The organism is uncultured Alcanivorax sp. (assembly GCF_947258575.1).
GTDB lineage: Bacteria > Pseudomonadota > Gammaproteobacteria > Pseudomonadales > Alcanivoracaceae > Alcanivorax.
Genome location: NZ_CAMYIV010000012.1, coordinates 403229 through 416807, shown reverse-complemented (window position 1 = coordinate 416807; position 13579 = coordinate 403229). Strand labels below are relative to the sequence as shown.

The window sequence follows — 13579 nt, the reverse complement described above, 5'->3', positions numbered from 1 at the left end:
AAAGAGCCGGTTGTCGTTATAATCCACCTTTCAGAGCCTGCTTGTGGTCTAGACACCACTGCGTTGCCGCTGAAAATGGCGTCAGGCTAGGCGCGGGCCGCAGGGCCTGGTGGGCCAAGCTCAAGGGCCGCAACACCGCCTGACGCCATTTGCAGCGCAACCCGAAGGGCCGGGACCATTTTCCGCCAGCCTGCGTTGCCGGTGATTGATGTAGAAGGACTACACTGCATCTGCGGCGCCACAACCTGACGAAAAAATGGTCTCCGGCGCAGCGGTGTGTAGATCGCAAACAGGCTCTTTAACCACTTTCAGCTTTGAGAATTATGGATATCCAGCAATACATGCAACGTCTTGGCGAACAGGCCCGTACGGCCTCTCGCGCCATGGCCCGGGCCAGTTCCGGTGACAAGGACAAGGCCCTGGCTGCCATCGCCGGCGCCCTGCGCAGCCACCGCAATGCGGTACTGCAAGCCAACCAGCAGGATCTGGATAAGGGACGCGAAAGCGGCCTGGATGCCGCCCTGCTTGATCGCCTTGAACTGACACCGGCTCGTTTTGACGCCATGGTGGAAGGCCTGGAACAGATCATTGCTCTGGCCGACCCAGTGGGTGTGATAACCGACCTGGCCTATCGCCCGTCGGGGATTCAGGTTGGCAAAATGCGTGTGCCGCTGGGTGTCATCGGCATTATTTACGAGTCACGCCCCAATGTGACCATTGATGCGGCAGCTCTGTGCCTGAAATCCGGGAATGCGGCCATCCTGCGTGGCGGCTCCGAAGCCATCAACGCCAACCAGGCCATCGCCGAGTGCATCCGTGTGGGCCTGCGCGAAGCCGGACTGCCGGATACTGCGGTACAGGTAGTGGAAACCACCGACCGGGCAGCGGTGGGCGAATTGATCACCCACCCCGAGTATGTGGACGTTATCGTACCGCGAGGCGGCAAGGGCCTGATCGAGCGCATCAGCAATGAGGCGCGGGTACCGGTGATCAAGCATCTGGATGGCAACTGCCACACCTATATTGATGACCAGGCGGATATTACCAAGGCCATCAACGTGGCCTACAACGCCAAAACCCAGCGCTACGGCACCTGCAATACCACCGAAACGCTGCTGGTGGCCAACGCCATCGCCCAGCAGGTACTGCCCGAACTGGCTGCCAAATACCGCGATGCCGGTGTGGAGCTACGCGGTTGCGAGAACGTTCGCAGCATTGTCGAGGGTATCCAGGAAGCCACCGAGGCCGACTGGGGCGAGGAATACCTGGCGCCGATTCTGGCGGTGAAGCTGGTCAAGGATCTGGACGAGGCGATTGATCATATCAACCGTTACAGCTCCGGCCACACCGAAGCCATCGTCACCGAAAACTACACCCGGGCGCGGCAGTTCCTCACCGAGGTGGATTCCAGCTCAGTGATGGTGAATGCCTCCACCCGTTTCGCAGACGGTTTCGAATACGGGCTGGGCGCGGAAATCGGTATCTCCACGGACAAGATCCACGCCCGTGGACCGGTGGGACTGGAAGGCCTGACCAGCCAGAAGTGGGTGGTGCTGGGCGACGGCCACATCCGCCAGTAGTGCGCGCCACTCACGACACCACACCGCTGGTGCTGTTCGGCGGCACCTTCGACCCCGTCCATCGGGCCCACATCAGTGCGGCCCGGTCGGTGTCCCGGGTGCTCGGCAATGCCCCCGTGCATTTGCTCCCCAACGCGGTGCCGCCGCATCGCCCGCAACCCCTGGCCGATGGTGAACAGCGTCTGGCCATGCTGGAGCTGGCCTGCGCGGACCACCCCTGCCTGATTCCCGACGACTGGGAACTGCAACAATCCGGCCCCAGTTACAGCCTGCTGACTCTGCAACACTACCGTGCGCAGATCGGTAATCGTCCGCTGGTTTTCATGATCGGCGCCGACAGCTTTGCCAGCCTGCATCACTGGCACCGCTGGCAGGACTATGCAGGCCTGTGCCACCTGGCGGTGGTACCGCGCCCGGATAGCCCGCAGGCAACAGACACGGTGCTGGCCACCTTCCCGGAAACGCAACCCGAGCGCCTGATGCGTCACGCCAACGGTCTGCGCCTGATGCTGCATGGGCCGTTTCTGGATGTGTCCGCCACCGCCATTCGTCAGGCGCTGGCAGAAAAAGGCGATTGCCCGGCCCTGGAGCCGGCAGTTGTTGCCCATATTCACCGCCACCATCTGTATAATGTGGCGAAATCCTCTTCCCCCGAATCAGACACGAGGCCTCATGAGCGCTGACACCCCGCTACTGCAACTGGTTATTGACGCACTGGAAGAAGTCAAAGCCCAGAACATTACCCAACTGGACGTGCGTGAAATCACCAGTGTGGCCGACAACATGGTCATTGCCAGCGGCACCTCCAATCGCCACGTGAAAGCGTTGGCAGACAATGTATTGGAAACCGCAAAAGAAGCGGGTCACGAGCCTCTGGGCAGCGAAGGCCAGGACACCGGCGAGTGGATTCTGGTGGACCTGGGCGATGTCATCGTGCACCTGATGCTGCCCGCCACCCGCGAGTTCTATGACCTGGAGCGCCTGTGGCGCAATCCCCAGCATCACCCGGACCGTGAAAGCAAAGAGTAATGCGTCTTTTCCTGCTGGCGGTGGGCACCCGCATGCCCGCCTGGATCACCGAGGGCTTTGCCGAATACCAGAAACGCATGCCCCCGGACATGCGTCTGGAACTGGAAGAAATCCCCCTGCCGAAACGGAGCAAGGGGGATACCGCCAGCCAGGTTCGCAGCGAGGCTGACGCCATCCGCAAACGCCTGGAAAAGTACCCCGGCGCCAAAATCGTGGCACTGGAAGTTAACGGGCGAGCGCTGGACACCCCAGCACTCAGCCGTAAACTGGGCGAACTGAAAGATCTGGGTCAGGATCTGGTCCTGTTGGTAGGGGGGCCAGACGGCCTGTGCCCGCAATTGTCCGCCAGCGCCCACGAGCGCTGGAGCCTGTCGACCCTGACCCTGCCCCACCCGCTGGTGCGGGTGCTGTTGGCCGAACAGCTGTACCGGGGCTGGACGCTGCTCACCGGGCACCCCTATCATCGCTGACCTTCGCCCCCTGACACAGACGCCACCATGCGCCGACCGTTAACACTGAAAGACCACCACCACGAACAGCGTATCTTCAGCGTGCGCCTGGTCGTGGCTGTCTTTCTGGTGTTGCTGCTGACCCTGATTCTGATCAGCCGGATGATCTGGCTGCAGGTGATCCAGCACAGCCGCTATACCACCCTCAGTGATAACAACCGGGTACAGACCCTGGCGGTATCACCACCGCGGGGGCTGATCACCGACCGGGACGGCGTTATTCTGGCCGAAAACCGGCCCGACTTTTCCCTGGAGTTGATCATTGAGCAGGCCGGTGAGCTGGACCAGCTTATCGGCGAGCTGGGCAAATTGATCGAGCTGGACGAGGGCGATCTGGAACGCTTCCAGAAACGCCGCCTGACAGCGCGCCGTCCCTGGGAACCGGTGCCACTGCGCGGCCGTCTCAGCGAAGAGGAAATCGCCCGACTGGTCGTCAACCAGCATCGCCTTCCCGGCATCCGCATTTCCGCCGATCCGATCCGTCATTACCCCCATGGCATTTTGTTCTCCCACGTATTGGGCTATGTAAACCGGATCAACGCCCAGGATCTGGAGGCCATGACCCTGGACGAACAGCGCGACTACGCCGGCACCCACTTCTACGGTCGCTCCGGTATCGAGCGTTTCTACGAGGACCAGCTCCACGGCCAGGTGGGCTATCGCCAAGTGGAGACCAATGCCCGGGGGCGCATCTTGCGTGTCCTCGAAGAACAACCCCCGGTGCCGGGCGAAGACCTGCGCCTGCGCCTGTCCATGCGCGTACAAAAGGCGGCCTACGATGCGCTGGGCGATCGGCGTGGCGCCGTGGTGGCTATCGACCCACGCGATGGCAGCGTACTGGCCTTTGTCAGCCGTCCCGGTTTCGATCCCAATCTGTTAGTCACCGGCATTTCCTACAAGGATTACTCCGCCTACCAGAGCGACCCTGACAACCCGCTGTTTAACCGCGCCCTGCAGGGCCGTTACCCACCCGGCTCCACTATCAAGCCGATGCTGGGCATTGCCGGCCTGGATGCCGGCGTCACCAACTGGCAACGCACCATCTCGGACCCCGGCTATTACCAGTTGGAAAACGATCCGCACCGCTACCGGGACTGGAAACGCTGGGGCCATGGCCGCGTCGATCTGCACAAAGCGGTGGTTCAATCCTGCGACACCTACTTCTACGATATGGGTTTCAAGCTGGGCATTGCCCGCATGCATGAGTACATGAGTCAGTTTTCCCTGGGGGCACCGACCGGCATCGACCTGTATAACGAATCCAGCGGTATCATGCCCTCGAAGCAATGGAAGCGCGCCTATCGCAACCGGCCCTGGTTTCATGGCGATACCATTAACGCCAGCATCGGCCAGGGTTTCGTGCTCACCACACCGTTGCAGCTGGCCACCGCCACCGCCATTACCGCCAGCCATGGCAAGAAGGTGGTGCCGTCTATTGCCGGTGAAAAACAATCGGTGGAACGCACCGGCATCACACTGAATGATGAAAGCAACTGGGAAAAAATGACCGACGCCATGGTCGCCGTCACAGGCCCCAGAGGGACCGCCAGGGTAATGGCCGTAGACGCCCAATATGCCATTGCCGCCAAATCCGGCACCGCCCAGGTCTTCTCCGTAGGGCAGGACGAAACCTACAACGAGGACGAACTGGCCGAGCGAATGCTCGACCATGCCCTGATGGTCTCCTTCGGCCCTGCTGAACAGCCCGCCATCGCTGTGGGCGTATTGGTGGAAAACGGCCGCCACGGCGGCTCCACCGCCGGTCCCGTGGCCCGCCAGGTCATGGATGCCTGGCTGCTGAATGAAAACGGAGAGCTGGAGGTCCCGCCGGTGTTTGAAGAACACCCCGCACCTCCCGCCGAGGTCAGTCCATGAGTCAGCGCGAATACCTCCGTCAGATGCCAGGCCAGACCGGCGCCACCCTCTCCCCGGGGCTGGCCATGCGCCTGCACCTGGATGCGCCTCTGCTGGCCGGCCTGTTCGTGCTGATGCTGGGTGGGCTGGCGGTGCTGTACAGCGCCGGCGGCGAAAGCCTGGAAATGGTCATTCGCCAGTGCGTTCGTTTCAGCGCAGGGCTGACCGCTCTGTTCCTGCTGGCCCAGATTCCGCCGCGCAGTTACCGCTTCTGGGCTCCTTTCCTTTATTGCGGAGGGCTGGGCCTGCTGGTGCTGGTGTTGATTGCCGGCACCGAGGCCAAAGGCGCCCAGCGCTGGCTCAGTATTCCCGGCATCGGCCGTTTCCAGCCAGCAGAAGCCATGAAGCTGGCCGTACCCGCTATGGTGGCCTGGTATTTCAGTGAGCGCACCCTGCCCCCCAAACTGCTGGACGTGCTGGTTGCCCTGGCGCTACTCGGTGTACCGGCAGCACTGATCGGCATGCAACCGGATCTCGGCACCGCCATTTTGATTGCCGCCAGCGGACTGGTGGTGCTGTTCATGGCCGGGTTGTCCTGGCGACTGATTGCCGTGGCGGTACTTCTGGTAGTAACCGCCGCACCGCTGATGTATTTCTTTGTCATGCACGACTACCAGCGCAACCGGGTCGATACCTTCCTCAACCCGGAAGCAGACCCGCGCGGAACCGGCTGGAACATCATCCAGTCAAAAACCGCTATTGGCTCTGGTGGCGTGGATGGCAAGGGCTGGCTGGACGGTACCCAATCGCGTCTGGACTTCCTGCCGGAGTCCTCCACCGACTTTATCCTGGCAGTACTGAGCGAAGAATTCGGCCTGGTGGGTGTCAGCGTTCTGCTGATGATCTACCTGGTGATTGTCGGGCGAGGCTTCTTTATCAGTTGGCAGGCACAGGAGACCTTTTCACGCCTGCTTGCCTCCAGCCTGACGATGACATTTTTTATTTATATTTTTGTGAATATAGGCATGGTGTCCGGACTCTTGCCCGTGGTGGGGGTACCGTTACCCCTGATCAGCTATGGCGGCACCTCCATCGTTACCCTGCTGGCCAGCTTCGGCATGCTGATGTCGATCCACACCCATCGGCGGCTGATGAGTTACTAGCCGCGAGGAGCAAACCCTAAAAAAGATGGTTTTGCTCTTCGCTGCTTTCAACTGGCAACGCGTTTCTCGCCTTTTGCATTCAGCCGGGCACCAAACCGCTCTGACACGGTCTATGGGAATAATGAAAACAGGAGATCACCCTTTGCGTCGTTCCTACCAGGCCATTCTGGCCGCAGCACTGTCATTCACGTCCCTGCCAGCCCTGGCAGAGCACACCTGCCCGGAAAACAATGATTACCTGCAGCGAGATCTGGCCAAGACCATGATCCGCGAGCTGGTTTCCGAGGGTGGCGATGAAGCGCGCATCCGCCAGGTGCTGGGCAGCGCCCAGTGCCAGCCCAAGATCCTGGAATCCATCGCTCGCCCGGCAGAAAGAACCCATACCTGGGCCACCTATCAGAAAATCTTTCTGCAAGAGAGCCGCGTGCAAAAGGCGGTGGAATTTTCCCGCCAGCACGCAGACACCCTGGCCCGTGCAGAACAAACCTACGGCGTCCCCCGGGAAATTATTCTCGCCATCATCGGGGTGGAAACCCGCTACGGTCAGCACATGGGCACCTATCGTGTTGTCGACGCCCTGGCCACCCTGGGGTTTGACTATCCGCCCCGGGCCAGCTTCTTCCGCAAGCAGCTGAAAGCCCTGTTCGAACTGGAACAGCAGGCCCATATCGACGCCGACACCATTACCGGCTCCTATGCTGGCGCCATGGGTTACGGACAGTTCATTCCCACCAGCTACCAGGCCTATGCGGTAGATTTCGACAATGACGGGATCACCGATCTGGTCAACAACCCGGTGGATGCTATCGGCTCGGTGGCCAACTATTTCCATGAGCATCGCTGGCAGCCGGGTCACCCCGTGGCCGCCCGCGCCCGGGTGGAAGGGAACGGTTATCAGCCACTGGCGAAAAAAGGCTACAAGCCCTCCTTCAATCTGGACCGCGCTGGCCAGGCGGGTGTGACGGCAATCAGCTGTCAGGGCAGTGGCGTGATCAGCGAATACTGTTTTGATCTGCCAGGAGACACCCGCGTCGCCCTGTTGGACCTGGAGGGCCTGCAGGGCACCGAGTTCTGGCTGGCCACTGATAATTTCTATGTGATTACCCGCTATAACCACAGTCGCCTGTATGCCATGGCCGTGCTACAACTGTCCCGAGACATCGCGGCAGCCCTGGAGAGCCCACAATGATGCGACTGGCTTGTGCCGTAGCCACCTGCGCCCTGCTGGGCGCCTGCGCCACCAGCCCCGGGCCATCCTCGTCCGGAGGCCCGGTTAATAACGGTGCGCCGGGCTCGGACCGTTACAGCATGGCCCAGGACACCCCGCCCGAAGAACGGCGCGACATCTCGCAACTGCCGGAACCGGTACCCAGGGACGAGCCACGCAGCCGTTACGGCAACCCGGACACCTACAGTGTCTGGGGCAAGACCTATCGGGTACTGCCCAGCGCCGAGGGGTACCACGCGGAAGGTCTGGCCTCCTGGTATGGACAAAAATTCCATGGACACCGCACCTCCAGCGGGGAATCTTTCGACATGTACCGGTTCACCGCCGCCCATCGCAGCCTGCCGCTACCCACCTATGCCCGCGTCACAAACCTGGATAACGGCAAAAGCCTGGTGGTCCGGATCAACGATCGAGGCCCCTTCCATGAAGATCGCATCATCGATCTGTCCTGGGCGGCGGCCGTGCGGCTGGGCATAGAAGACGCCGGCACCGGCCGAGTCAGGGTGGAGACCATCAGTGCCACACCGGCCCCCAACACACCCTCCAGCAAGGTTCCCACCGCGGTCCGCGCCGCCGTGGACAGCCCGCCTCCGAACGCCGCCAGTACTACCCGGCTATTTCTGCAAGCGGGGGCCTTTCAGGACCGTGCTGCCGCCGAGCGGATGCAGCAGACCCTGCTTGAACAGTTGGGGCTAGGCAGTGAAATTCGCTCAATCAACGAGCTACACCGGGTCTGGATCGGCCCCTATGCAGACGATCAGCAGCGCCAACAGGTGCGCCAGAGCATGGCCGACGCCGGTTTTGAGCGGCCCGTGCCGGTCACGCCCTGATCGGTTTACGCAAACTAAGCCGTTCCTCCGGTTAACAGCTCGGTTGCGCTCCTCTAGAATGCAGCCATCCCGTGATGTCAGGGGACTTTTTGCCCTTATCTCTGTCTAAGACGCTCAGGGCTTCCCCCCGACTCACAAATCCCTGAATTTTCAGGCCGACAAGGACACAACAGGCAGGAAATCCATGCGCCCCCAGTCGTTTCGCTCCACCTTCTTTATCGTATTTGCCCTCATCGGCACCCTGATTTCCGTGCAGGCTCAGGCAAACACCGTGCCTCGCGCACCGCAGATTGATGCCCGTGGCTATCTGCTGATGGATGCCGCCAGTGGCAACATCATCGTCGAGCACAATGCCGACCAGCGCCTGCCCCCGGCCAGTCTGACCAAGATGATGACCGCCTATATTGCCGAAGCAGAACTGCAGAAAGGCAACATTTCCGAACAGGATATGGCGCCCATCAGCGTGCAGGCCTGGAAAATGGGCGGCTCCCGGATGTTTGTCCGCGAAGGCACCCGGGTGTCCGTAGGCGAGCTGCTGCGCGGCATCATTATCCAGTCCGGCAACGATGCCAGCGTGGCCATGGCGGAGTTCATCGCCGGCTCAGAGGATGCCTTCGCCGATCTGATGAACCAGCACGCCCGTCGCCTGGGTATGAATGACAGCCACTTCGTCAATTCCACCGGCTGGCCCGCCGAGAACCATTACACCACCGCCCGCGACATGGCCCTTCTGGCTCGCGCCATTACTCGCGACTTTCCCGAACACTACGACATCTACGCGGAAAAGGAATATACCTACAACGGGATCACCCAGCAGAACCGTAACCTGCTGCTATGGCGTGACCCCAGTGTGGACGGCCTGAAAACCGGCCATACCGAGGAAGCCGGTTATTGCCTGGTGTCTTCCGCCAAGAAAGACGGCATGCGTCTGATTACCGTGGTCATGGGCACCGACTCCGAATCCGCCCGCGCACGGGAATCCCAGAAACTGCTCACCTACGGTTTCCGCTTCTTTGAGACCTACAAGGCCTACAGTGCCGGAGACATCCTCGACACCGTGGATGTCTGGATGGGCGAGAGCAAACAGCTGCGCCTGGGCCTGGCCGAAGACCTGGTTCTGACCATTCCCCGTGACAGCCATGAAAGTCTGAAAGCGGAAATCACCGTGAACCCGCAACTGAAAGCCCCCATCGCGCAAGGTCAGCAGTACGGCACCGTGACGGTACGCCAGAACAATGATGTACTGATGGAGAAGCCGCTGGTGGCCCTGGAGAACATCGAAGAAGCCGGCATCTTTACCAAGCTCTGGCATCATGTTCTGCTGTTCTTCAAGGGGTTGTTTTAAGCACGCCTGACGCTCGACGCCTGACACCCCGCTGGCGGCGCCGGGTGTCAGACTCGTCAAAGGAAACGACATGTCCCAGGTCTATCTCAATGGCGCTTTCATGGCGCTGGAAGAGGCACGGATCTCCCCAATGGATCGGGGCTTTTTGTTTGCGGACGGCATTTACGAAGTGGTTCCGGCCTACAACAGCGTACTGTTCCGTTTTGACGAACACCTGGAACGCCTGGAACGCTCCTTGCGGGAAGTGGAAATCAGTAATCCCCATGACCGCCAGCAGTGGCAGGTTCTGTGCGAGGAACTGATTGCACGCAATGGCGGCGGCAACCTGTCTGTGTATCTACAGATCACTCGGGGCGCCGCCACAAAACGCGATCATGCCTTTCCCGAGCCGCCTGTTGCCCCCACCGTTTTCATGATGACCAGTCCCATTGCCGTGCCCGCCGCCGACAGCCCGGACACCGCCAGCGGGGGCAAGGCAATCACCCGGGATGACACCCGTTGGGCCCGCTGTGACATCAAATCCATCTCGCTGTTGCCCAACAGCCTGCTGCGTCAACAGGCCGTGTCGGCCGGCGCCATGGAAGCCATTCTGCTGCACGATGGTTTCGTCACCGAAGGCTCCGCCAGCAATGTCTTCATCGTGCACGACGGTGTGATCGTTACCCCACCAAAAAATCATGCCATTCTGGGCGGCATCACCCGCGACCTGATAGTAGAATTGTGCGGACAACATGCCCTGCCCTTCGCGGAAAGGGAAATCACCGAGGCAGAACTGCGTCAGGCGGATGAGATCTGGATTACCAGCTCCACCCGGGAAGTCGTACCGATCACACAACTGAACGAGGCGGCGGTTGGCGATGGCAAGCCTGGCGCCATGTGGAAAACAGTGGCCCGCCACTATGTGGATTTCAAACGCCGCCTGTGCGGCCTGGAGCAGGAGTAACCAATGGCGATTCAGGAACACCTCTGGGAATTTCCCCACGACATGCAGCTCAAGGTCATGGGCCTGACGGACTCACCGCTGGAAACCGCAGTGATCGAGATTCTCGAAATGCATCTGGAGGATTTTGACGCCGACAAACATCTGGCGAGCAAACCCAGCAGTAAAGGCAACTTTGTCTCGATCACCGCCCAGGTGACCATGCGCAACCGCGAACAGGTGGAAGCGATTTATAAAGCGCTCAATGAGTGCCCCCATGTGAAGATGAGCCTCTGATTCCGGCAAACGATAGCCATTCCTGAAAGAGCGGGTGCAAGCCATGACGGCGTTACCTGTCACCCGCTACTCGCTTCTCGCTCCTTTTTACCTGTGACTGGCCATCGTCCTCATTACACAAATTAACCCTCGGTCACAGCCCGACACGCAAGCCTCACCAAGCCACCATTGGTTTGGCACCTGCGTGCCCGTATCGTGATTCTTATAAGAAGAACGTAACGGGATCACAAAAATGAAAATGCTGACCTTGCTGTGCTTGTGCAGTTGCTTGCTTATTCTGGTCGCAGCTGATCTACCGAGCCACACCTCCCAGGTTGTCCATACCTCCACCATGCCCAATTCTGCGGACATTATTCCGACCATGCCGCGCAGCCCGCACATCCAGCAAAGCGTGCATGGCACCCCCGTTCATTTCGACGCCTTTGAAACCATCAAACTCCGCGAGCAGGACCAGGACGGTATCGAGTTCGGCATCAGTGTTCAGGAACTGAATCTGCATCTGGTAAACCAGAGGACAGGGAATCGCCTGATATAGGCTAGTTATTCTGGTTCGATCGTTGTTACCCCGTAAGGGGTCTGCCTTAAGCCCGGCTTTGCCGGGCTTTTTTTATGTTAGCTTCAAGCGACAAGCGACAAGCGTCAAGCTGCAACGCGAAGAAGCTCCTGTGCCTCATGAATTCCCACAGGACACCGCACTGCCAGCATGAAAGCCATCTGTAGGAGTTCCTCTTGAGGGACGAACCGAGCGCAGCGAGGCAAGAGAGACACGGGTTACTCCATTCTTTTCTGAAACCTGCCGAGCTCTGAAATTCCTGATCGCCCTCCGGTCGATTTCCGCGCAAGCGCGGTTCGCACCTCAAGAGGTGTTATTCGCTGCGCTCACCCTTCGGGCCGCACGGAACTACGTGCGTTACTCCGCTACGCTCCGTTCCTACAGCGGCTTCGCAGAAATGCCGAGGTTCAGGCCTTTCCCTATCCAACAAGCGTAGCTTGTAGCTTGTAGCTGCCTTTATACTTCCCCCATGAACGACGCCTTGATTCGCTATTTCCCCCGGGTGGATTACACACCCTGCTGGCAGGCCATGCGCACGCTGACCGATGGCCGTACCGTCGACACTGCCGACGAGCTCTGGGTGCTCGAACATCCCCCCGTGTTCACCCTGGGTCAGGCCGGCAAGCCGGAACATGTGCTCAATGCCGGGGATATCCCGGTGGTCAACAGCGACCGGGGCGGACAGGTGACCTACCACGGCCCCGGGCAGACGGTGGTCTACCTGATGCTGGACATCAAACGCCTGGGGCTCGGTAGTCGGGGGCTGGTCAGCGCCATCGAACAGGGCATCATCGATTTTCTTGCCAGCCACGGCATCAACGCCGCGAACCGGGACGATGCTCCCGGTGTCTACGTCAACGGTGCCAAGATCGCCTCTCTGGGGCTGCGCATCCGCCGGGGAGCCAGCTACCATGGCCTGGCCATCAACCGGGACATGGATCTGTCACCCTGGCAGCGCATCAACCCCTGCGGCCATGTGGGCCAACCCATGACCACCCTCAGCGAGCAGGGCGTGGTGCTGGATCGCCACACCATGGAACAGCAACTGGTGACGTTATTAGCCAAACGTCTGGGCCTGATGCCACGGACAGCGCCCGCGCCCGACTGGTACAATGACATTTCCGAATTTCCGCCGGCCCAACACAGCCCGGCACCCTGACAGTAACGGACACCCCATGAGCGAGCAGGCACAGGCCAAGCGCAAGGTTCAGATCGGCGACAAGCTGCGTGGCGCGGACAAGGTACGCACCATTCCCATGGTCAATGATGAGACCGGCTACCAGCGTAAACCGGACTGGATTCGCGTACGCGTTCCCGCCAACGGCGAAATCCAGCGCATCAAGTCGATGCTGCGCGAACAGAAGCTGCATACGGTCTGCGAGGAAGCCGCCTGTCCCAACCTGCCAGAGTGTTTCGGTGGCGGCACCGCCACCTTCATGATCATGGGTGACATCTGTACCCGTCGTTGCGCTTTCTGTGATGTGGGCTTCGGCCGCCCCAACACGCTGGACCCGGAAGAGCCGCTGCATCTGGCAGAATCCGTGGACAACCTTGGCCTCAAGTATGTGGTGATTACCTCCGTGGACCGGGACGACCTGGCCGACGGTGGCGCCGAGCACTTTGCCGAATGCATTCGCCAGGTTCGCGCCCGCACCCCGCAGACCAAGATCGAAATCCTCACCCCGGATTTCCGTCCCTGCCTGGATACTGCCGTGGATATTCTGGTGGAGACTGCCCCGGACGTGTTCAACCACAACATCGAGACCGTTCCGGAGTTGTACAAACACATCCGCCCCGGCGCCCGCTACCAGCATTCGCTGGACCTGCTGCAGCGCTACAAGGCACGGCGCCCGGACGTGAGTACCAAAAGCGGCATCATGGTGGGCCTGGGCGAGACCTACGAGCAGGTCATCAACACCATCAAGGACCTGCGCGCCCACGATGTGGACATGCTGACCATCGGCCAGTACCTGCAGCCCAGCAAACACCATGCTCCGGTGGACCGTTTCGTCCACCCGGACGAATTCCGCGACTATGCCCGTGTCGCCAACGAGCTGGGTTTTCGCTCCGTAGCCTCCGGCCCCATGGTGCGCAGCTCCTACCATGCGGACCTGCAACACAAGGGTATTGATGTCGGCATGCATAAGCCCGGCTGATCCCTCACCATCACGAGTACGCAACAGGCGATGAAATTTACATTTCATCGCTGCTCTCCCCACTGACCCGGCCACGGCTTTGGTTTAGTCTAGACGCAATTATTTTTCGTATTGTT

The 13579-nt window shown here is 60.3% G+C and carries 14 protein-coding genes; all 14 read left to right on the top strand.

All coding sequences use genetic code 11. The features are described from left to right. Positions 1–323: 323 nt before the first annotated feature. The 14 genes from Q0Y02_RS15420 (at position 324) to lipA (ending at position 13463) form a co-directional block, all read left to right on the top strand. Complete coding sequence (locus Q0Y02_RS15420) at positions 324–1580, top strand: glutamate-5-semialdehyde dehydrogenase (RefSeq protein ID WP_297770421.1); 1257 nt, start codon at positions 324–326, stop codon at positions 1578–1580. After that, positions 1580–2263 (top strand): nicotinate-nucleotide adenylyltransferase, encoded by a 684-nt coding sequence (nadD, locus tag Q0Y02_RS15415; protein ID WP_297770419.1) that lies wholly within the window; start codon positions 1580–1582, stop codon positions 2261–2263. Before Q0Y02_RS15420 ends, nadD begins: the two co-directional genes overlap by 1 nt. Beyond that, positions 2253–2609: a ribosome silencing factor gene (gene rsfS, locus Q0Y02_RS15410; protein ID WP_035250109.1), complete on the top strand. Its 357-nt coding sequence runs from the start codon at positions 2253–2255 to the stop codon at positions 2607–2609. Before nadD ends, rsfS begins: the two co-directional genes overlap by 11 nt. Beyond that, positions 2609–3079 carry a 23S rRNA (pseudouridine(1915)-N(3))-methyltransferase RlmH gene (rlmH, locus tag Q0Y02_RS15405; RefSeq protein ID WP_297770418.1) on the top strand — a complete coding sequence of 157 codons (471 nt, stop codon included), beginning with the start codon at positions 2609–2611 and terminating at the stop codon, positions 3077–3079. Before rsfS ends, rlmH begins: the two co-directional genes overlap by 1 nt. A 27-nt stretch (positions 3080–3106) precedes the next feature. Beyond that, the gene (gene mrdA, locus Q0Y02_RS15400; protein WP_297770416.1) at positions 3107–4993 is read left to right on the top strand and encodes a penicillin-binding protein 2; all 1887 of its coding nucleotides are present in this window, start codon (positions 3107–3109) and stop codon (positions 4991–4993) included. Further along, a complete protein-coding gene (gene rodA / locus Q0Y02_RS15395) occupies positions 4990–6135 on the top strand; it encodes a rod shape-determining protein RodA (protein ID WP_297770413.1) in 1146 nt (381 codons plus the stop codon). The genes mrdA and rodA overlap by 4 nt, the downstream gene beginning before the upstream one ends. A gap of 142 nt (positions 6136–6277) precedes the next feature. Then, on the top strand, positions 6278–7324 hold the full coding sequence (mltB, locus tag Q0Y02_RS15390) for a lytic murein transglycosylase B (RefSeq protein WP_297770411.1): 1047 nt from the start codon (positions 6278–6280) through the stop codon (positions 7322–7324). Then, on the top strand, positions 7321–8193 hold the full coding sequence (locus Q0Y02_RS15385) for a septal ring lytic transglycosylase RlpA family protein (protein WP_297770408.1): 873 nt from the start codon (positions 7321–7323) through the stop codon (positions 8191–8193). Before mltB ends, Q0Y02_RS15385 begins: the two co-directional genes overlap by 4 nt. 184 nt (positions 8194–8377) lie before the next feature. Beyond that, positions 8378–9538: a D-alanyl-D-alanine carboxypeptidase family protein gene (locus Q0Y02_RS15380; protein ID WP_297770406.1), complete on the top strand. Its 1161-nt coding sequence runs from the start codon at positions 8378–8380 to the stop codon at positions 9536–9538. A gap of 70 nt (positions 9539–9608) precedes the next feature. Further along, a complete protein-coding gene (locus Q0Y02_RS15375; protein ID WP_297770403.1) occupies positions 9609–10481 on the top strand; it encodes a D-amino acid aminotransferase in 873 nt (290 codons plus the stop codon). 3 nt (positions 10482–10484) lie between these two features. Continuing rightward, a complete protein-coding gene (locus Q0Y02_RS15370; RefSeq protein WP_297770400.1) occupies positions 10485–10754 on the top strand; it encodes a DUF493 domain-containing protein in 270 nt (89 codons plus the stop codon). A gap of 232 nt (positions 10755–10986) precedes the next feature. Then, positions 10987–11289, top strand: a complete 303-nt coding sequence (locus Q0Y02_RS15365) for a hypothetical protein (protein WP_297770397.1) — start codon at positions 10987–10989, stop codon at positions 11287–11289. Positions 11290–11776: 487 nt separating this feature from the next. Beyond that, the gene (gene lipB, locus Q0Y02_RS15360) at positions 11777–12466 is read left to right on the top strand and encodes a lipoyl(octanoyl) transferase LipB (RefSeq protein WP_297770393.1); all 690 of its coding nucleotides are present in this window, start codon (positions 11777–11779) and stop codon (positions 12464–12466) included. A gap of 16 nt (positions 12467–12482) precedes the next feature. Further along, positions 12483–13463 carry a lipoyl synthase gene (gene lipA / locus Q0Y02_RS15355; protein WP_297770390.1) on the top strand — a complete coding sequence of 327 codons (981 nt, stop codon included), beginning with the start codon at positions 12483–12485 and terminating at the stop codon, positions 13461–13463. Positions 13464–13579 lie beyond the last annotated feature (116 nt).

Coding starts and splice junctions, on each gene's coding strand:
- Q0Y02_RS15385 (WP_297770408.1), top strand. CDS start 7,321: ATGATGCGACTGGCTTGTGCCGTAGCCACCTGCGCCCTGCTGGGCGCC.
- rsfS (WP_035250109.1), top strand. CDS start 2,253: ATGAGCGCTGACACCCCGCTACTGCAACTGGTTATTGACGCACTGGAA.
- mrdA (WP_297770416.1), top strand. CDS start 3,107: ATGCGCCGACCGTTAACACTGAAAGACCACCACCACGAACAGCGTATC.
- Q0Y02_RS15375 (WP_297770403.1), top strand. CDS start 9,609: ATGTCCCAGGTCTATCTCAATGGCGCTTTCATGGCGCTGGAAGAGGCA.
- lipA (WP_297770390.1), top strand. CDS start 12,483: ATGAGCGAGCAGGCACAGGCCAAGCGCAAGGTTCAGATCGGCGACAAG.
- Q0Y02_RS15365 (WP_297770397.1), top strand. CDS start 10,987: ATGAAAATGCTGACCTTGCTGTGCTTGTGCAGTTGCTTGCTTATTCTG.
- rlmH (WP_297770418.1), top strand. CDS start 2,609: ATGCGTCTTTTCCTGCTGGCGGTGGGCACCCGCATGCCCGCCTGGATC.
- rodA (WP_297770413.1), top strand. CDS start 4,990: ATGAGTCAGCGCGAATACCTCCGTCAGATGCCAGGCCAGACCGGCGCC.
- Q0Y02_RS15420 (WP_297770421.1), top strand. CDS start 324: ATGGATATCCAGCAATACATGCAACGTCTTGGCGAACAGGCCCGTACG.
- lipB (WP_297770393.1), top strand. CDS start 11,777: ATGAACGACGCCTTGATTCGCTATTTCCCCCGGGTGGATTACACACCC.
- Q0Y02_RS15370 (WP_297770400.1), top strand. CDS start 10,485: ATGGCGATTCAGGAACACCTCTGGGAATTTCCCCACGACATGCAGCTC.
- Q0Y02_RS15380 (WP_297770406.1), top strand. CDS start 8,378: ATGCGCCCCCAGTCGTTTCGCTCCACCTTCTTTATCGTATTTGCCCTC.